Raw genomic sequence first — 19,941 nt, forward strand, 5'->3', positions numbered from 1 at the left:
TATTTTTCAATGACACGAGTAATGCTCTGCCGAGTCATATCTGATTTGAGCATAGACCAGCATCAAGCATATTCAAGATAACAAGAGTGATATTAAAGACTTGGTGAACAAGGATATCTAGGGTGGTATAGGTAGGGTGAGCACGGTATCATTTAATAAATTTATTAAAGGAGTGTTATTTGTGGACATTAATCACAACACTGGCGAAAACGTCATTACCAGTACCAAAGGCTATATGTGGTTTTTGTCTCTGAATATAATATATTGTTTCTGGTTATTATTACGCAGTGCTCATCGCAGTGATATTGATACACTCCCATTGGCATTACAAATATTGTGTGGCTGCATCATTACACTTTCAGTCATCAATCTTATTATCACACTCAAAATAAAGAAGAATATTAATGATGGTTTCTATCACACGGTGCTTCCTTATGTGGTATTAACCTTTGGAGTATTGTGGTCAATACTATTTTTAAATTTCACTCTTTATTACCAAAACCAGCTGATGACGTTGATGTTGACCGTCTCAGTATTATTACCGGCCACGATTACGTTCTACATTTCAGGACGGCTGTTGCTGCTGTTCTCGGCACCGCTGGTTTTGTCATTGATGTATGTCGAATTCTTCTTGCTGGAGAAATTCAGCGTGGTGCAGTTTGGCGGTGTCATCATCATGCTGCTGGTTATCTATTCTGCCCGTTACATTCTGCTTGAGTGGTATCAGCGTGTTCAGCGCAGTGAATATGAAAAAAATATCCTGATCAAAAAGCTGGTACAGCAGGCGCACTACGACGCATTAACCGGACTATTTAACCGCCTGAGCCTGACTCGCTTCTTTGAAGAGTGTGTCACCTCTCTCGCCGGAAACAAAAAAAAGCTGTTTATGATTGTTATGGATATCGATTATTTCAAACAATACAACGATGTGTATGGCCATGTTGCAGGTGATAAATGCCTGATCAAAGTCTCGCAATGTATTGAAAAATCACTAAGAAAGGAGAGCGATAGTGCATTTCGTTTCGGAGGCGAAGAGTTTGTGGTTCTGACTGTGTGTGATGATATTTCTCAGGTCAAAGCGATAAGCCACAGGATTCAGCAAAATATTGCTCATGCCCATATTCTTCATAAGGGTTCTGACGTCTCTTCTGTGCTAACCATCAGCCAGGGTATTGCACAATGGCAAGAAGGAATGGCGCTGGAAGCATTGGTTGAACAAGCAGACCAGCAGCTTTATAAAGCTAAGAAAAGTGGTAGAAACCGTGTTTGCTATTAAATGTTAATAGTCACATGAAAAAACCAGATCCAATTATGTGATATATCTAAGTTTTATTGATTATTCTAAACCGAGCAAAAACAATCTTTGCTCGGTTATTCCTGTTGATTCCCTCATGAGCCCCACATTATTTTTAGCTATAACGTTTAAAAATAAATAAACCCCTACGAATCTATCTAATACAGAATGGTAATGTATATAGCACCATTTATTAAATTTCAATTAGTTAGCCAGTCCCTCTTGTTTTTTTCAAATTGATAATATTCTTAACTATCTTAATTAGAAGTTTTCTTGGTAATTCATAATGTAATAGCAAGTTTCTACCCTTGACTATACTCATTCAGTCCCTTCAATGAACGGAGTTACAACGATGCTAAACAAAGTCCCTTACAAAAGGACAATGATAGCCAGCATGCTCGCATTGATGTCTGGTGCCGTGTCCGCTGCTGATGCAGCCCCCGCGACAACCGCTCCTGAAAACGCAGCAACGCAAGACACCTCAAAACCAAATATCGTGGTTATTTTCGGTGATGATATTGGTTACTGGAACCTGAGCACCTATAACCAAGGAATGATGGGCTATAAAACGCCGAACATTGACAGTATTGCCAGTGAGGGTGCCAAGTTTACCTCCTATTATGCAGAGCAGAGCTCCACCGCTGGGCGTTCTTCGTTCATTACCGGACAAATGCCTTTCCGTACCGGGATGAGTAAAGTCGGCATGCCAGGTGCTCCGCAAGGCCTGCAAAAAGAAGACCCAACCATCGCCAATATCCTCAAACAACTTGGCTATGCCACCGGGCAGTTTGGTAAAAACCACCTTGGCGATCGTGACGAATTCCTGCCAACTGCGCATGGCTTCGATGAATTCCTCGGCAACCTTTACCACCTCAATGCCGAAGAAGAACCTGAAAACCCGGACTACCCGAAAGACCCTGAATTCCGTAAACAATTTGGCCCGCGCGGCGTCATCAAAAGCACCGCCGACGGCAAAATTGAGGACACCGGCCCGCTCACCATCAAGCGTATGGGGACGGTTGATGAAGAAACCCTCGCTGCCAACAACGACTTTATGGAACGCCAGAGCAAAGCCGGCAAACCATTCTTCACCTGGTTTAACACCACACGTATGCACAATAAAACTCACCTCAAAGACGCCAGTAAGGGTGTGACGGGGCTTGGGGACTATGCAGACGGCATGGTTGAACACGACAAAATGATTGGCGAGGTGCTGCAAAAGATTAAAGACCTCGGTATCGAAGACAACACCATCGTGCTGTACACCACCGATAACGGCCCGATGACCGCAACCTGGCCTGATGGCGGTATCACACCGTTCCGTGGTGAGAAAAACACCGGCTGGGAAGGCGGCTTCCGCGTACCGGCGATGATCAAATGGCCGGGCCATATCAAGCCGGGCACGGTGATTAACGACATCTTCGGCAGTAACGATTGGTTCCCGACGCTGGTTGCAGCAGCCGGTATTCCAGATATCAAACAGCAACTACTGACGGGCTACAAAACGCCATCCATCACCTACAAAGTACATCTTGATGGCTATAACCAGCTCGACTTCATCCAGGGCAAAGGCGAAGACCCGCGCAAAGAGTTCTTCTACTGGAGTGATGACGGCGACTTGCTGGCGATTCGTTATGGCCGCTGGAAAGCGCACTTCATGATTCAGGAACACACCGGTATCGATTTGTGGCGCTATCCGTTCACTAAACTGCGTGCGCCGATGATCTTCGACCTGGAAGTGGATCCGCTTGAAAAAGGCTCCGACGGCATGGGCTACAACACCTGGTTCTACGACCGTCTGTTCTTGATGGGCGGCGCGCAGAAATACGTCACAGAAATGCTTGATACCTTTAAAGAATTCCCACCACGTCAGAAACCGGGTTCCTTCACCGTTTCCGATGCGGCGGCAATGATTGAACAAGGTGCCAACGCGAATAACTAAACCCGTCTTCCGGGTGGGAAACCGCCCGGTTTTCAGGAACGCTTCAGAGGGTCAGCCATGAAATACAGCACTACATTGCCGGTTAAAGCACTACCGTCAGCAGAAAAATATGATGGCAAAGGCCCTGAATACAAACGCCGTTTCCACGTCATGGCGAAACCGACTGGCTCAACCTGTAATCTCGATTGCTCCTACTGTTTTTACCTGCACAAAGAAGAGTTACTGCATCAAGACCGCCACACCGGCATGAGCGACGAAGTGCTGGAAAACTTCATCCGTCAGTACATTGACGGACAAGATGGTGACCAGGTGGTCTTCTCCTGGCAAGGCGGCGAACCCACATTGATGGGGCTGGAGTTTTTTGAAAAAGTCGTCAAATTCCAGAAGCAGTACCAAAAGCCCGGCCAGCGCGTCGAAAACGACCTCCAAACCAATGGCGTGCTGATTAATGACAAATGGGCTGAATTCCTCAAAGAACACCGTTTTCTGGTGGGTTTATCGATTGATGGCCCACGAGAATTACACGACCGCTATCGCGTCACCCGCAGCGGCAAACCGACTTTCGATTTAGTGATGAAAGGCGTTGAAGCGCTAAAAAAATACAAAGTCCCGTTTAACGCGCTTGTCACCGTCAACCGCACCAATGCCCGCTTCCCGCTGGAAGTGTACCGCTTTGTCACCCGCGAACTGGGCGCAACCTACGTGCAGTTCAACCCGTGCGTAGAACCTGTAGATTTCAAAGTCACCGCCCCACAATTCTGGCGCGATGACACCATCCCAATTACAGGCACGCGTCGTGCTAGACCAGGCGATCTGGACTCTATCGTCACCGATTGGTCAGTCGACCCGGAAGACTGGGGTACGTTCCTGAAAACGGTATTTGAAGAGTGGGTAAATAACGATTTAGGCCGCGTGCAGGTCAACCTGTTCGAAACCGCCGTCGCCCAAACCATGGGCATGCCCGCGCAAATTTGTACCGCGTCTGAATTCTGCGGCAAAGGGCTGGCCATTGAAAAAAATGGCGATATCTATTCCTGCGACCACTACGTTTACCCCGAATACCAGATTGGCAATATCGAAGACACCAAACTCGCGCACCTGGCCTTTTCTGAGCGCCAGAAAGCATTTGGCATGGGCAAAAAAGATACCCTGCCGGAATACTGCAAGCAGTGCCCATACCTGAAATTGTGCTGGGGAGAGTGCCCGAAAAATCGCCTTGTCCGTACACCAGACGGAGAGCCAGGCCTAAACTATCTCTGCCCCGGCATTAAAACCTTCTTCAATTACGCCGAGCCGATTCTTGTCGGGCTTGCCACTCTTTTGAAACGCGACTTTGCAGGATTACGCAAATGACTAACAGAGAAAAACTGCTTGAACTTGAGCAGCGCATGAACGAACAAGTTATTGGGCAAGAGTCACTGGTACGCATGTTGATTGTTGCCTTGCTGTGTGACGGGCACGTTCTGCTCGAAGGTCTGCCAGGACTTGCCAAAACACGTGCGGTACGGGAACTCGCTCGCCATATTGAAGGGGATTTTCGCCGTATTCAGTTCACTCCTGACCTTCTGCCATCTGACATTACCGGCAGTGAGATTTACCAGCAAAATGCCACGCGTGAAGAAGACCAGTTCCGTTTTCGCCCAGGCCCGGTGTTTGGCAACATCATTCTTGCCGATGAGATAAACCGCGCTTCCGCACGCGTACAGTCAGCATTGCTTGAAGCCATGGAAGAGCGCCACGTCACCGTTGCCGGGAAAACCTGGCCATTGCCGGGTGTTTTCATGGTGCTGGCAACACAAAACCCGGTCGACCAGGAAGGCACATGGCCGTTGCCTGAAGCCCAGCTCGACCGCTTCCTGATGAAAGTCCTGGTGGATTACCCATCCAAAGCGAACGAACAAAAAGTGATGCAACTGGTGCGTGATGAGCAGCAGAAAAAGTACCAGGTAGGCTCGGTTGAGGCTGGGGAAAAACAGCCGGAAACGCTGATGTTATCGCAACAGGATATTGCTACCTGCTGGCAGGAAATCTCTGCGATTTACGTCGCCCCTACTATTGAAAACTACATCGTGAACCTGGTGGATATGACTCGTCATCCGCAAGGGGTTAGCGATACCCTCGCCAGTTACATCACCTTTGGCGTCAGCCCGCGCGGCACACTGGCACTCGACCGATGTGGCCGTGCGTTGGCCTGGCTTGAAGGCCGCGATGCAGTATTGCCAGAAGATATCAAGCTCGTCGCCCCGGCAGTGTTACGCCACCGCCTGATGCTAAGCTACCAGGCCAACGCCGATAATTACTCACCAGATGATGTGATTCGGATGTTGCTTGATGCAGTGGTAGCGTGATGGACAACGCATTGCAGGTGGACAGAAAAACCCTGATGGCCCTGGCAGGCGAAGCGCGACTGCTATCAAACCCGCCGGGGCAAATCCCACCGGGGGCGCTTGCAGGTGAACGCGTATCACGCCAACAGGGGCGTGGGCTCAATTTTGACAGCCTCAGGCGCTATCAACCCGGCGATGATGTGCGGTTGATCGACTGGCAAGCAACAGCGCGCCTGCGATCGCCATGGATCAGGCTCTACAACGAAGAGCGCGAGCGCCCGGTTTTCTTGATAGTCGACCAACGGTTAGATATGTTTTTTGCCACTCGTGGGCAAACCAAATCCGTCGCCGCCGCCAAAATTGCTGCTCTGCTGGCATGGCGCAGTTGGCACGATGGCGATCGTCTGGGTAGCGTGATTTTCAGCGATACCCAATACAGCCTGCAAAAGTGCCGCTCTCCGAAGAGCAATCTCCCTGCCGTGCTTGATGATGTGCTGCAATACAATCAACAGTTACCCGAACGCTATCCTGATGAAACGCCCGCCTCTGTCACGTTGACTCACGTGCTACAACACGCAATTCAGCTGATCCCCAGCGGATCGTGGGTGGCAGTCATCAGCGATTTCCACGATCTGGATGCGCCGAGTGAGGCATTGCTTGCAGCCCTGAGACGACGCTGCGAGATAAGCGCCTTTGTGATCCTCGACGATCTCCATCTTAAACTGCCCGAGCAAGGTGATTTAGCCGCCAGCTATCAGGGGCGTGAGGCGGCATTTTCTCTTTCAGCCAGCTTGAAAGATGAGATTGCGCAAAGCACAACTTCCCGACTTTCTGGCCTGCAAAACCGGCTCACACGACTTGGGATCCGCGTAAATCAGATAGTGGTCGCGCAGGATCTTCTCAAGCAGCTACAAAAGGGAGTCTGAATGCTGGAGAAAGGATTTAGCGTGCCGGACCTAATAAACCCAGCACTTCCGCAAAGTATCTCCTGGCTTCCATTACCCCCAGGTTGGTTTGTGTCTGGCGGTCTGTTGCTGATTGCCCTGCTCATTTTCCTGCTATTTCGCCTGGCACGCTGGCGGCGAAACCTGTGGCGGCGTGAAGCACTGGCGGCTTTGCAGTTGCCGCACAGTGTTGATAGCTGGCTTGAGCTAATAAAACGCATTCTTCTGATGCACCAGCCACGAACCCTCGTCAGCCACACGCTCTCCCCGGAGCAACTTTTACAACAGGTGGAAATCGACCACGATTTACGCCAGCAACTTAGCGACAAATATTGCAGGCCCGATAACCAACTCGACGCAAGCCAGGTTGCACGCCTGCAATCTCAATTGAAAAACTGGCTGGAGAAACTGCCGTATGTCTGAGTTTCTAAGCCGCATCGATTTCGCCTGGCCGTGGGCCTGGTTATTGATTTTCGTGCCATTGATTGGCCACTATTTTTTGCCACAAGACCGCGCAGTAAAAGAGCATGTTCGTGTGCCGTTTCTGCCAGAACTAATTGATGAGCTAAAGCTTAACAGCCAGCCGGTGCGCAGCAGCAAACTCTCAAGCCTGCTTTTCTGGCTGGCATGGATATTATTAGTAGCCGCCCTATCACGTCCGGAATACCTGACGCCACCACAGCATATTCAAAAACCGATGCGTGATGTGGTGCTGATTCTTGATGTCTCGGGTTCGATGGCAAAAAGCGACGTTCAGGGTGGCGTAACGCGATTGCAGGCGGTTCAGGATTCAGTACGCAAATTCGTCGCGGCCCGTAAGTCTGACCGTATTGGGCTGGTTATTTTCGCAAGCTCCGCCTGGCCATTCGCACCTGTCAGTGAAGATAAACAGGCGCTACAAACCCGTATCAACCAATTGGCTCCCGGCATGATTGGCCAGCAAACCGCGATTGGTGACGCATTAGGCGTGGGTGTAAAACTGCTCGACAGTACCGCCAATAAAGATGCCAGCAAGCTGGCAATTTTGCTCACCGATGGCAACGACACCGCTTCGCAATTAGCCCCACCGCTTGCCGCGCAACTGGCCGCAACACATCATGTTCAGGTGCATACCATTGCTTTTGGCGACCTCAACAGCACCGGTGATGACAAAGTCGACCTCCCGCTGATACAGGGTATTGCGCGCATTACCGGTGGCAAATCCTGGACTGCTGCCAGTTCGGGCGCGTCGCTCGATAGCGTCTGGAAGGAAATCGATGCCATCACGCCTGTTCAGGTCAAATCCATCGGTTGGTCGTGGCATATTCCGCTATTCCAGTGGCCGCTAATACTCGCGCTGGTATTGCTGATTTTGCTCGCCATCGGTCGTTTTGTTCGGGGGAAAACAGCATGAGTGATTTCCATTTTGTTTATCCCTGGCGGCTAGTCGGCTTGCTGATTTGCGCTTTGTTGTGGTTTATCAGTACCGGGCAGCGCAGCGCCTGGCACAAGATTATGGACAAGCCTTTCGCTAAGGCGCTTATTATCGGGCGGCAAAAACGAATCACTCAGGTTTTACCATGGCTGTGCGCATTAGGCGTTATCGGGCTGGCAGGCCCAACATGGCAACGCGAACTGCCTGCGGCATTAACGCAGCAAAGCAATATGATGGTGGTTCTGCAACAAGATCCGGCAATGTACGCGCAGGATCTCGCACCCAGCCGCCACCAGCGGATGCAAAGCAAAATCATGGATTTGATGTCGCGCTCAACCGGCACGCATTTTGGCCTGGTGGTCTACAACAGCCATGCATATTTAACGACCCCGCTCACTTCAGACCCCTCTTTTTACGCGCTGTTTTTGCATGCCCAAAGCCCAAATCTTTTGCCTGAGGGAGAGGGCTCAGGGCTAAAACAGGCCATCAGCCTTGCACTGAAAAACATGCCGGAAACATCGAATACTCCACGCAATATTTTGCTGGTCGCCGACACCGTTTCAGCGCAGGACGCGGCCTGGCTTGCACAACTTAAAGCGCCGATTCAAATCTGGGTTCCTGGCACCGCACGCGGTGGCGAACTGCCGGAAAGCTACGCCCAGAGCGGCATTGATACCCGACTTAACGTCGATCGCTTTAGCAAGATTCGCGACGGTGGTATTCCCGTAACGCTTGTGACCAGTGACGACAGCGATTTATCCGTCATCACCAGCCATATCCAGCAATCGGTCAGTGCGCAGAATAATGCACGCGGTGATTTGCACTGGAAAAATAGCGGCTATCTGCTGGTTATCCCGATGCTGATTTTGTTGTTGCTTGGGCGGCGACAGCTGATTTGCTGGCTCATTGTATTGGTACCGCTGCTCTATCTGCCACAAAGCCAGGCCGCATGGCAGGATGCGTGGGTTAGCCCGGATATGCAGGGGCAGATCGCTTTCAAAAATGGTGATTACAAAAAAGCGGCTGAACGTTTCCAGGACCCGCTCTGGCAAGGCATTGCTTACTACCGTGCGGAGGATTTTGTCGCTGCCACATCAGCATTTCGCCAGGCACCGCAAACCGCTGAAACCCTGTTATGGACGGGTAATAGCTATGCCCAGCAAAAGCAGTGGCAACAGGCAATCAACAGTTATGACCGCGCATTAAGCCTACGACCAGACTGGAAATCGGCGCAACAAAACCGAGCCGCAATCGCCAAAATCATTATGGAATTGCGGCAAAAAGAGCGCGATCGCCAGGCGGCACAAGGCAAAGAGCAAGACTACAAACCCGATGAGATAAAGCATGATTTGAAGAAAGATCAGGGCGTGAATCAAAAAGATATTCAACCGGTTGAAAGCAGCAGCCCGCAGGTTAACCAATGGTTTGAAAACCTCGAAGTTTCCCCATCCGGCCTGCTGGAAAATCTCTACCGCGCCAATACGGAGGAAACGCCATGAGAGCCATGTTTATTCTGCTTTTGCTGGCGGTACTTCCAGCCCGTGCCGCAATGGACATCACACGTGAACTCGAGGTGCCGGAACATGTGGTGCCGGGCCAGCCAGTACGCATCGCTATTACTTTCTGGACAGATAGCTGGTTTAACCCGCCGCCTGAGTGGCCTGACTTTAAAATTGAAAACGGCTCGTTAATGAGCACACCACTGCCAAACCAGCTGTTAAGCCGCCAGAAAAATGGCATTAGTTGGAGCGGAATTCGCCTGGAAAAACAGGTCACGGCATGGGATCAAGGCGTGCTGCTTCTGCCTGCAGTAGAAATTACGCTGACATCACCAAACCAGCCGCCGGTAACGGTGCAGTTGCCAGAGTTGAAAAAAGAGGTGGTCTGGCCGAAAGGCGTTGAGCAGCCAGACCGTTTCTTACCTGCCAACAACTTAACACTAAGCCAAAAAATCACCCAATATCACGCCAGTAAAGACACCACTCTGCATGCCGGAGATGTTGTGGAACGTATTGTCACAGTGAAAGCTAACGGGATTGTGGCGACACAAATCCCGCAATTGCTGTACGCCATTCCAGGCACAGAAACGCAGCGCCTGACGCCTGTAAACACGATGCTGAAATCTGGGCGCGGCGAAATCGAAGGCGCACAGCGTGAAGAGACATTGCGTTATCTACCCTCGCAGGCAGGAACCATCACGCTACCCCCTATTAAATTGCGTTGGTGGGATACCGCCAATCAGCAATGGCAAGTCGCGCAATTACCCGGTTCAACGATGCCAGTCGCACAAGCACCCGCTGCGGGTAGCGAGTCGGCACTACGCGGCACGACAGGCCAGGATAAATGGCAAACCGTGCTGGTTATCAGCGCCATTGCCATCCTGTTGCTACTCATCTGGTTTACGCGACGCCTGCTCAAGCGCTGCCTGAAATACCTGCACCATGCCTGGCGACGCTTCTGGAACCCGGTTCAACTACCCGAGCTGACTCCCACCAAAAGGGGTGAACGATGAAAAATAAATTATTACTCAGCGCTCTGATCTTTAGCGCTATTGGCACCGCACAGGCTGCCGACCCGCTCTCTGCCTGGAACGATACCGCCGCGAAACAAGCTATTGAGCAATGGGTGCAAAACGCAACCAACAAAGATCGCTCGACCTTTATTCCACCTGAGAAACGCTATGTTGTGTTTGATAACGACGGCACATTGTGGCCTGAAGCACCCCTGACCTTCCAGCTACAGTTTGCAATTGATGAAGTGAAACGCCTTGCTCCACAGCATCCTGAATGGAAGAGCGACCCGATTGTTAGTGCTGTGCTGAACAACGATTTGCAAAGCGTCGCCGCCGCAGGTGAAAAAGGGTTGATGCAACTGCTGGAGATAACGCACAGCAATATCACCACGGATGAATTCGACCAACGCGTCAGTAACTGGGTGGCCAGTCATCGTGATAACCGTTTTGGCTGCCATTACGACCAGATGGGCTACCAACCGATGCGTCAGCTGCTCGACTACCTGCGCGACAATGGTTTTAAAACGTGGATTATTTCCGGCGGCGGCATCGATTTTATGCGTGTCGTGGCGCAGAAGATGTACGGCATCCCGCCAGAACAAGTCGTGGGATCATTCTCACTGAGCGAATTTTCACTAACGGATGACGGCACGCAACTGCGTAAAACCATGAAAGGCGCGTTTAACGACGATGCTGCCGCCAAGCCGGTCGCCATCCATCTATTTATGGGCCAACGCCCGGTTGCAGCATTTGGTAACAGTGACGGCGATTTGGCGATGATGCAATACACCGCAGCAAACCCGGACTACAAAACTTTCGGCTTACTGGTTCACCATACGGATGCAAAACGTGAATATGCCTACGACAGTCATCCACCAGCCAGCGGAAAACTGGTTGAAGGGTTAACGGTGGCGAAGGAAAAAGGTTGGACGGTAGTGGATATGAAGCAGGACTGGAGAACTATCTTTGACCCGAAATTATGTATTCCAGAAACATCAAAACCATAAAACGAAAAAACCCGCCGAGGCGGGTTTTTAAATTCTTTAGAGCTTAGTTAACGCTAACCTTACAGGCTAGTTACGTTACCAGCTGCTGGGCCTTTAGCGCCGTTCTCGATGGTGAAGGAAACTTTCTGGCCTTCATCAAGAGATTTGTAACCGTCGTTCTGGATTGCAGAGAAGTGAACGAACAGGTCTTTAGAACCGTCGTCTGGAGTGATGAAGCCGAAACCTTTATCAGCGTTGAACCATTTTACCAGACCAGTCATTTTGTTAGACATGTGTATTACCTTTTGAATTGAGTGTGCCTTACGGCGATTTGGTATGCTTTACAGATTTTATGAAGCGGTAGAGGAGCACACGACAAAGGGTATCCAGGGATGACTCTTGAAGGACTGCTTTACTAGGTTGCTTTAAAGGTCTGTACGTCAAACCGATGGGGCGTATTAACTCATGCTTAGGCGATGAATGACAAGGATTATTTTAGCCGTCCACAGCTCTATAGCTAAATTACGTCTCATTTACCGTTTCGTTTAGGGGGTGCGAATGGCACCCTTTCGCACCCATCTACCACTACCTTAACCAGTTGTTAGTAATCAATTTTAGCTACGCGACGCAGTGCTTCTGGCGTCACTTCTGGCAGGCCAAAAAATTCCATATATGCAGGAATCATCTCAAACAACATATCTGTTCCAGGTTGTATCTGGCAGTCTCTTTTCATGGCTGCCTGCAAAAATGGCGTGATTTCGCTCTTCATTACCACCTCTCCTACGAAGGTTCCTGGCGTTATCGCGCTAACATCCACCGGTAATTCGTCACCTGCATTCATACCCAGCGGCGTTGCGTTAACGACAATGGAAAACTCTTTCGGGTTGCGCAACCCGGTAAGCACCTTAAGAGACGGATAGTGGCTACGTAGCCGTTTTGCCAGCTCTTCGCAGCTTTCAGCCCGGCTATCAAACAGCGCCAGCGTATCAACGCCAGCAGCCGCCAAAGACGCCGCAATAGCGGAACCCACGCCACCGCTACCCACGACTAACGCACGAGCTCCACCCACCTGAATGCCTTTGCGCAACACACCACGAACAAAACCGTCGCCATCAAACATGTCGCCACGCAATGAGCCGTCTGGCTCAAGGCGAATGGCATTACACGCCCCGGCAATTTGCGCCGTTGGGCTAATAGTGTGAACTAACTCACAAGTCGAAACTTTATGCGGCATCGTCACCAACGCGCCAATAATATTGGTCATGCGAAATAGAGAAGGAATCAACTGCACATAATCTTCTGCTTTCACCCCCATCGGCACCACTTTGATATCGATGCCTTGCTCTTCAAACCAGGGGTTGTAAATCATCGGTGCTTTGAACGTGGTTGTCGGGTAGCCCAGGTGGGCGATTAAACGTGTATTGCCACTTATGTCCATAATTAGTCCGCCAGCTCAATACGTTTGATATCGCCAAGAATGAAGACATACGCGAACACACCCAACAGTGCAGCACCGCCGATATAGACCAGCGCGTAGAAGAAGTTGCCGGTCGCCGCAACAATAAAGCCGACAATCAGTGGCGTGATAATCGAGGCCAGGTTTGAGCAGAAGTTAAATAAACCGCCTGTCAGACCCGCTAAATTTTTCGGGGCCATATCAGATATCAGCGTCCAGCCGAGTCCCACCATGCCTTGCCCGAAGAACGCTACCGACATCACCGTAATCACCAGCGCATCGGTTGGCATCCAGTTAGCCGAAATGATAAGACTGGCCATCAACAGCCCAGAAATGATTGGCAATTTACGGGCGATATTCACCGAACCGGTGCGTTTGAGGATTTGGTCGGAGACCCAGCCACCAAACATCACGCCCACTGCGGCGGCGAGAAACGGCAGAATGGCGAAGAAGCCCACTTTCAGCCATGGCATATGGCGTTCGGTAGCAAGGTAGGTTGGGAACCAGGTCAGGAAGAACACCAGCGTGGTGTTCCCGGCAAACTGGCCAATGCCCGCACCGAGGATTTGGCGGCATTTAATAAGCCTTGCGACGTTCGCCCAGCTAAAGTTCATCTTCGGTTCAGGCTCGGCCTCTTTGAGGTCGTGACCGATGTACTCAAGCTCAAGACTGTTGGCAGTTTTGGACTCGTGCGGTTCGTGATAAAAACGCCACCACACCAGCACAAACAAAATGCCCACTACGCCGACTGTGATAAACAACGCACGCCAGCCGAAGGTTTCCATAATAAAGAACAGCAGCGGCGCAAACGCAGCAAGGCCAATGTATTCACCAACGGTGTAAACCGCCGTAGCGCGCGCACGTTCATGCTGCGGGAACCATTTCCCCACCACCCTACTGTTCACCGGGAAGCATGGCGCTTCACTAATCCCTAAGCCTAAGCGGCATAGCAGCAGCGTTTTAAGGCCAACGGTTAAACCGTGGAACAGGGTAAATGCCGACCAGAAAAACAGTGCCAGCGCATAGGTGACTTTATTACCGAAACGGTCAAGGAAGATGCCGCCTGGGATTTGCATTACCGCGTAAGTCCAGGCAAACGCCGAGAACACAATCCCCATCGTTGCCGCACCGATGCCAAGATCGGCACTCAGTTGCGGTGCAGCGATACCAAGCACAGTGCGGTCGAGATAGTTAATCATGGTTCCGATAGCCAGAAGGGTCAGGATAACCATTCGGGTACGGGTTCTTTTTACAACACCAGTTTTCTGGGCAGCGATGTCGCCCTGGCCATAACTCGCCATGGTTTATACCTCGGTTATTTGTAGGTTACAGGTGTCTTATTGAACCTTAAGGTTCATTTATTGTTGTAAATCGCATTAACGCATTTGCATTGCGGCCAACCGCACGGCGGCGTTTGTTGCACCGTATTGTTGATAATCCCCTCGCCGCTCAACTAATTCAAAGAAGAAACGGTCCGGGCGGAAAGGTGGCGTATAGGCATGCAAAAACTCATGCTGGCGCACATCACGTTCATAAAGAATATCCAGGCGCTCAAGCCCTTGTAGCAATGGGTTATTTGCCCCGTAACGCGCCAGCAAATCGTCATAATAGTTTGCCGGAATCGGCAACAATTTCAGCCCTTGTGATTGCAGGCCTTCTACCGTCGCGAGTAAATCATCACAAGCAAACGCCGCATGTTGCAGGCCCGTTCCCTGATAGCTGGCAACCGATCTGGCAATTTGCGTATCAAGGCTGTGCGACATATTCAGCGGCAAGCGTATCGAGTGACAAGGGCTGTGCATCACCTGGCTTCTAACCAGGCCATACGGGTCCGGCACGCTCAGTTCGTTATCCAGTTCAAAGCCGAACACCGCGCGGAAAAACATAATCCAGTTATCACGGCTGCCTTCTACCAGCCCTAACGCCAGATGATCAATCCCAAGTAAGCTGCCCTGGTTGGCGGTTTCTGAAAGGTTAAAATCGGTTTGATAAATATCGTTTTCACCCTGCTCTGGTGCCTCTATCAGATAAATCAGGCTACCGTCAGGCGCACACACGGCTGCCAGCGCACGCTCATCTGGCCCATGCTTTTCATGCCAGATTGGGTAACCGTAATCCTGCGCCCGTTGCAGCACGTTTGCCGCCCCTTTCAAGCGCCACGCCATCGCGCACAGCGAAACCCCGTGACGACGATGAAACTCATCGGCCCAGCTATGCGACTCATGGTTAAGAATCACATTCACTCCACCGTTGCGCCACAGTGAAACATCCTTAGAACGATGCTCACCGGCTTGTGCAAAACCCAGTGGTTGCAGTGCTTCGCCCAATGCCTGTGCATCTTTTGCATCGGTGGCAAATTCTAAAAACTCGATACCCTGATAACTGGCTTGCGGCGCACTATGGAACAGTTGTGCATCAATCTGTGGATTAGCTTTCCAGGTCTGCTCTTCCAGCCAAAGCAGCGAGCGATAACCATCTTTGGCGGTTGGTGCATTTGGCGTGGCACGGAAACTGTCGTTGAAAATCTCCAGCGACCATGGGCCACGGTAGCCTTTTTCCGTCAGCAAGCGGGTAAATTCGACCACTGGCAATTCACCCTGCCCTGGGAAGCAACGGAAATGGCGACTCCACTCAAGCACATCCATTTTCATCAACGGTGCATCAGCCAGTTGCAGGAAGGTAATTTTATCGACCGGAATATCGTCGAGATTAATCAGTTGGTCACCCAACGAAAGCACATGGAAGCTGTCGAGAACCAGCCCCAACGCCGGGCTGTTTACCTGTTTTACACGCTCCCATGCCTGGCGATAACGGTTCACATGGGTGCCCCACGCCAGCGCTTCATAGCCAACGGTTATTTCATTACGTTGTGCTAACTCAGCCAAATGCGCCAGGTCACTGACCTGCAAATCAAGATTCGACGAACAATCAGGTGCCACGTTGCTACACAGCAGCATGGTGTTGCACCCCAGCTCGTGCATCAAAGCAAACTTGCGCCGTGCGCGTTCCAGATTGCTGGCAAACTGCGGGCGCGACGCGCCTTCGAAATCGCGGAACGGCTGAAACAATGTAATAGTAAGCCCGAGATCGGCCGCCATTTTTCGCACATCGGCAGGCGTGCCTGGGTAATAAAGAAGATCATTTTCAAAGATTTCTACACCGTCAAAACCAGCAGCCGAAATTGCGGCCAGTTTTTCAGGCAACGTGCCAGAGATAGATACGGTTGCAATTGAACGCTGCATTATGGCTCCTGGTCTGTCGGGATAAGTCGGTTAATGTTGTATCATTTGGTTCATATTGCAAATTTATAGTTAATTTATTGTTACCCCAGATCACACCTCAGAAAGTTAAAAAAAATAGCGGGCGATTACCGAACAAAACAAAGTGGGGTTACACTTTTCAATCTCTCACTGGCAATTAAAAGGCAGACACAACATGTCAGATAATAACTATCAGCCGCCAAAAGTTTGGACTTGGCAAAAAGGCGAAGGCGGCACCTTTGCTAACATCAACCGTCCGATAGCGGGCCCAACTCACGAACGCACGCTGCCAATTGGCAAGCATCCCTTGCAGCTTTATTCACTTGGCACACCGAACGGGCAGAAGGTGACTATCCTGCTTGAGGAGTTGCTGGCTCTGGGTGTAAGCGAAGCTGAATACGACGCGCATCTGATTCGTATCGGTGAAGGAGATCAGTTTTCAAGCGGCTTTGTAGACGTGAACCCGAATTCAAAAATCCCGGCACTCATGGACCATTCGGTAACACCACCGATTCGCGTGTTTGAATCCGGCGCAATCTTGCTGTATCTGGCGGAGAAATTCGGTCATTTCCTGCCTAAAGATCTTGCCGCACGCACTGAAACCTTGAACTGGCTGTTCTGGTTACAGGGCTCAGCACCATATCTCGGTGGTGGCTTTGGTCATTTCTATAATTACGCACCAATGAAAATTGAGTACGCAATTAACCGCTTTGCCATGGAAACCAAGCGCGAGTTAGACGTGCTCGACAGGCAACTGGCGACACATCGTTTTATTTCAGGTGATGAATATACGATTGCAGATATCGCCATTTGGCCGTGGTACGGCAGCCTAGCAAAAGGTGGGCTGTACAGCGCGGCTGAATTCCTCGACCTCGCTTCGTACAAAAACTTCGTACGCTGGGCCGATGAAGTAGCAAGCCGCCCGGCGGTTAAACGTGGGCGCATCGTAAACCGCACCTTCGGTGAGCCGTCTGAGCAGTTGCACGAACGCCACGATGCGTCGGACTTTGATTTACGTACCGAAGATAAGCTGGCGAAGTAGACACAGTTGTACTCAACTACGCCCTGCAAGTTGCAGTATGCAGGGCGTAAAAATTTAAAATTAAACAAACTATGGGTGGTTTAAGCCTAACCGTTGCAGGTAAGTTGCCGTCTGAATTATTCAGTGAGCAAACTGCAAGGAAATATCGTGTTAAAAAAATTCGTACTCGTATTCACTTTCGTTATTGCCGGGTGTGCCAATCCAGGTGATGAGGCGGTCGAAGCCCTAAATACCCTCGAATTCCATCCCGGCACGATGTCTCCAGCGATTAATAGCACCCCGGAAGAATTGCAAACATTGCATACTTCTAATAAGGAGGTGATTACCCGTCTCACTACAGAAATAAAAGCGGCACGGGTCGATAACCTAAGAAGTGTAGATGTTTTTGATAATCGCTATGGTATTGATAATGTTTTCCAGGCGCTGACTCGGCTCGAACAATTTGATGAGCTAAATAACACTTATCTAAAAGATCAAAACAAAGATGGATTAGTACAGATTGGCAAAGCCTTAAAGCCAATAAAAGAGAAAACATCCTGAGCCAACTAAAATTGGTGGATGTCGCTTACGCTAGTCCACCAACCAACGACTTACCGCAGCTCGGATAAGCGATACTCCATCCGACTCTCATTCACTCAATAATCAGTAAAGTTGCTTCTCAATCAGCATTTGCTGTAACTGCTTTTTTTGTTCCGTGGTTAACACCTGGCTGACATTAAACAGGTACTTTGCTCGCTGGTAGCGCACCTTACTCTGAATATCACCGATGGCATTAAGTTGTTTCTTCGCTGCGCTATCATCCCAGACGCCAGAATGGAACATATCAACAATCGCATCTTGTGTTAAAGCATCGGTATTAATTTTGGCGATCTCTTTTTGCGAATCTTCACGCAGGGCTTTTACCTTCTGCGTTTGCTCTGGTGAGAAATTTAATTGCTTCGCCAATGAATCCTGCGGCAGCGTTTCTGTAGCAGAAGATGCAACAGCCATTCCTGAAAAAGCCAGTACCGTAATCAATGTGGCAATTTTAAATACTTTCTTCATTCTATACCCTTAAACATAGTGTGTATTAATAGCATCTGAACGCCCACATTATTAACGCAGTATCAACGTCATTAGAAATCATTAGTTATTTATTTTTAAACAAACCAATTAATTGTATTCAAAAGTTTATTATTATAATAAAGGTTATATGTCACATGGAGTATCCAATGCTTATCACACAAATTATAACTTTGTTCTTATTCATATTTTTGCAATGGATTATTGTCAAACGTGCCGGACTGAAACCCTGGGTTTCAATTTTATTACTGCTTCCACTCGTCAATTTGTTCGTATACTTTTATATCGCAACTGCACGCTGGCCAAATGAAAAAAACCAAAAATGTCCAGATTAAATCAAGTGAAGAACCACATCGCAAAGATAAACAGAACCGTCAAGGTTGGCTGGCAGGGTTATTTTCATTGCTGTACACTATATTCACGGTAATATTTAATGAATACAGCAATTATTTTGAATTGAAATACCTACAAACTCCTGTTGAGTTTTTAGTTATTGCACTACTCACCTATCTTATTTTTATCAAGAGCAAGATTGGCGCAGTGCTTATGGTTATTTATTTCGCCGCACATAAGATAATATTATTACTTTCTGGGTTTTATTTCTCAGTAAGTAACATCATTATCGATGTTGTTTTATTTTACTGCTATGTTACTGCGGCTCGCGAAATTAATTTCATATACAAAACATAGGATAAAGCCACACTATGTTGCCATAGTGTGGCTGCTGAGCACTAACTATTTGATTATTACTTACATAGCCTACATCCTTATTGGCTATAAACAGCATAGAACCATTTCCCTCAGTTCTCAATTGTCTTTTTATTTAAAAATAAATGCTGCATTATGGGCAAAAAAATACCCGCCGGACAGGCGGGCACATTGTATTGTGCGCAATAAAACGCACAAACAACATTAAAAATATCTAATCACTCGGGATTGATAATATCAATGAGACTTGATGCATCAACAAAATAATTTTAATGCGCAATTTGTAATCGGGCAATTGTCTTCGCATATAAAAATAAATTGATCAGAAGTTGAAATTAACCGCAGCATAGCCCCCATCGGCTAAGATGTTATCGCTATGACCATCTTTTCCCTGCATACCCACATAGCGATACCCACCTTCAACTGACAGCGTTGGGTTAACTTTCCAGCGAATGCCTGCATTAGCTTCCCCATACTGCTCAACACCACTGGAGAGCGAATCAGGCGAATAATATGCGTCACCAAACAGACTAAAATGATCACCAAGTGGAAGTTGCGCGCCACCGCCAACGGCTACGGCATAACCTTCATCACCATCACTCGGATTGAGGTACAGTGTTTTCCCACCCAATGTCACCAAAACAGATCCAAGCGGTATATTCCAGCCCATTCCCAGACTGGCAATATCACCATCATTATCGTTGTGCGCCCAGTTACCATTGAAGGTAAAACCCGGTTCGTTTGCACCAAAACTCATTCCAAGATTAGTCCAATCGGCACCAGCCTCACCGTGAAATGCCACCGCATTAGCATTCGTTACTGCAAAGGTGTTGAATACGATTAACGCAATAAGAGTCTTTTTCATCATAATCCTTGAAATCGCTACAGAGAGATAACTCTATGGTTTTGATATTTCAGGGATGGATGGTATTCAGACTCCCAGGGAGAGGGAATTTGATTTTTGTTTAATTTTAAACAAAATAAGATGGGGCGA

At 49.2% G+C, this 19,941-nt stretch carries 19 protein-coding genes; 13 read left to right on the plus strand and 6 right to left on the minus strand.

Annotation, left to right across the window (positions count from 1 at the left end; all coding sequences use genetic code 11):
- Nucleotides 1-181: 181 nt before the first annotated feature.
- From AC0IXI_RS21470 to AC0IXI_RS21515, 10 genes are all read left to right on the plus strand, one after another.
- Nucleotides 182-1,276: a GGDEF domain-containing protein gene (locus AC0IXI_RS21470; protein ID WP_157092072.1), complete on the plus strand. Its 1,095-nt coding sequence runs from the start codon at nt 182-184 to the stop codon at nt 1,274-1,276.
- 370 nt (nt 1,277-1,646) lie between these two features.
- On the plus strand, nt 1,647-3,236 hold the full coding sequence (locus tag AC0IXI_RS21475) for an arylsulfatase (RefSeq protein ID WP_064515569.1): 1,590 nt from the start codon (nt 1,647-1,649) through the stop codon (nt 3,234-3,236).
- 57 nt (nt 3,237-3,293) lie between these two features.
- Nucleotides 3,294-4,589, plus strand: a complete 1,296-nt coding sequence (locus AC0IXI_RS21480) for an anaerobic sulfatase maturase (protein ID WP_471683076.1) — start codon at nt 3,294-3,296, stop codon at nt 4,587-4,589.
- On the plus strand, nt 4,586-5,584 hold the full coding sequence (locus AC0IXI_RS21485) for an AAA family ATPase (RefSeq protein ID WP_471683077.1): 999 nt from the start codon (nt 4,586-4,588) through the stop codon (nt 5,582-5,584). Before AC0IXI_RS21480 ends, AC0IXI_RS21485 begins: the two co-directional genes overlap by 4 nt.
- A complete protein-coding gene (locus tag AC0IXI_RS21490; protein WP_471683078.1) occupies nt 5,584-6,489 on the plus strand; it encodes a DUF58 domain-containing protein in 906 nt (301 codons plus the stop codon). The genes AC0IXI_RS21485 and AC0IXI_RS21490 overlap by 1 nt, the downstream gene beginning before the upstream one ends.
- A complete protein-coding gene (locus AC0IXI_RS21495) occupies nt 6,490-6,930 on the plus strand; it encodes a DUF4381 family protein (protein ID WP_471683079.1) in 441 nt (146 codons plus the stop codon). It begins immediately after the preceding gene.
- The gene (locus AC0IXI_RS21500; RefSeq protein ID WP_471683080.1) at nt 6,923-7,900 is read left to right on the plus strand and encodes a vWA domain-containing protein; all 978 of its coding nucleotides are present in this window, start codon (nt 6,923-6,925) and stop codon (nt 7,898-7,900) included. Before AC0IXI_RS21495 ends, AC0IXI_RS21500 begins: the two co-directional genes overlap by 8 nt.
- Complete coding sequence (locus AC0IXI_RS21505; RefSeq protein WP_424222557.1) at nt 7,897-9,420, plus strand: vWA domain-containing protein; 1,524 nt, start codon at nt 7,897-7,899, stop codon at nt 9,418-9,420. The genes AC0IXI_RS21500 and AC0IXI_RS21505 overlap by 4 nt, the downstream gene beginning before the upstream one ends.
- Nucleotides 9,417-10,433, plus strand: a complete 1,017-nt coding sequence (locus AC0IXI_RS21510) for a BatD family protein (RefSeq protein WP_134186195.1) — start codon at nt 9,417-9,419, stop codon at nt 10,431-10,433. Before AC0IXI_RS21505 ends, AC0IXI_RS21510 begins: the two co-directional genes overlap by 4 nt.
- Complete coding sequence (locus AC0IXI_RS21515) at nt 10,430-11,440, plus strand: HAD family hydrolase (RefSeq protein ID WP_064515552.1); 1,011 nt, start codon at nt 10,430-10,432, stop codon at nt 11,438-11,440. The genes AC0IXI_RS21510 and AC0IXI_RS21515 overlap by 4 nt, the downstream gene beginning before the upstream one ends.
- A 59-nt stretch (nt 11,441-11,499) precedes the next feature.
- Here the strand turns inward: AC0IXI_RS21515 and cspE are convergent, their stop codons facing one another.
- From cspE to AC0IXI_RS21535, 4 genes are all read right to left on the minus strand, one after another.
- Nucleotides 11,500-11,712 (minus strand): transcription antiterminator/RNA stability regulator CspE, encoded by a 213-nt coding sequence (gene cspE, locus AC0IXI_RS21520; RefSeq protein ID WP_034461105.1) that lies wholly within the window; start codon nt 11,710-11,712, stop codon nt 11,500-11,502.
- Between the two features lie 308 nt (nt 11,713-12,020).
- Nucleotides 12,021-12,857 carry a shikimate dehydrogenase family protein gene (locus tag AC0IXI_RS21525; RefSeq protein ID WP_134186193.1) on the minus strand — a complete coding sequence of 279 codons (837 nt, stop codon included), beginning with the start codon at nt 12,855-12,857 and terminating at the stop codon, nt 12,021-12,023.
- Nucleotides 12,858-12,859: 2 nt separating this feature from the next.
- Nucleotides 12,860-14,176: an MFS transporter gene (locus tag AC0IXI_RS21530; RefSeq protein WP_064515548.1), complete on the minus strand. Its 1,317-nt coding sequence runs from the start codon at nt 14,174-14,176 to the stop codon at nt 12,860-12,862.
- A gap of 75 nt (nt 14,177-14,251) precedes the next feature.
- Nucleotides 14,252-16,117, minus strand: a complete 1,866-nt coding sequence (locus AC0IXI_RS21535; RefSeq protein ID WP_471683081.1) for a bifunctional sugar phosphate isomerase/epimerase/4-hydroxyphenylpyruvate dioxygenase family protein — start codon at nt 16,115-16,117, stop codon at nt 14,252-14,254.
- Nucleotides 16,118-16,310: 193 nt separating this feature from the next.
- Here AC0IXI_RS21535 and yghU point away from each other — a divergent pair, with 193 nt between their 5' ends.
- Nucleotides 16,311-17,177, plus strand: a complete 867-nt coding sequence (yghU, locus tag AC0IXI_RS21540) for a glutathione-dependent disulfide-bond oxidoreductase (RefSeq protein ID WP_471683082.1) — start codon at nt 16,311-16,313, stop codon at nt 17,175-17,177.
- A 147-nt stretch (nt 17,178-17,324) separates the two neighbouring features.
- The gene (locus AC0IXI_RS21545) at nt 17,325-17,717 is read left to right on the plus strand and encodes a hypothetical protein (protein ID WP_064515543.1); all 393 of its coding nucleotides are present in this window, start codon (nt 17,325-17,327) and stop codon (nt 17,715-17,717) included.
- Nucleotides 17,718-17,819: 102 nt separating this feature from the next.
- Here AC0IXI_RS21545 and AC0IXI_RS21550 read toward each other — a convergent pair whose 3' ends face one another.
- Nucleotides 17,820-18,221 carry a Spy/CpxP family protein refolding chaperone gene (locus AC0IXI_RS21550; protein WP_064515541.1) on the minus strand — a complete coding sequence of 134 codons (402 nt, stop codon included), beginning with the start codon at nt 18,219-18,221 and terminating at the stop codon, nt 17,820-17,822.
- Nucleotides 18,222-18,545: 324 nt separating this feature from the next.
- On the opposite strand from AC0IXI_RS21550, the gene AC0IXI_RS21555 reads away from it, so the two are divergent.
- On the plus strand, nt 18,546-18,929 hold the full coding sequence (locus AC0IXI_RS21555; RefSeq protein ID WP_471683083.1) for a hypothetical protein: 384 nt from the start codon (nt 18,546-18,548) through the stop codon (nt 18,927-18,929).
- 340 nt (nt 18,930-19,269) lie between these two features.
- On the opposite strand, the gene AC0IXI_RS21560 is transcribed toward AC0IXI_RS21555, so the two are convergent.
- The gene (locus tag AC0IXI_RS21560) at nt 19,270-19,812 is read right to left on the minus strand and encodes a YfaZ family outer membrane protein (protein WP_064515535.1); all 543 of its coding nucleotides are present in this window, start codon (nt 19,810-19,812) and stop codon (nt 19,270-19,272) included.
- Nucleotides 19,813-19,941 lie beyond the last annotated feature (129 nt).

Source organism: Buttiauxella sp. AC038, assembly GCF_979253565.1.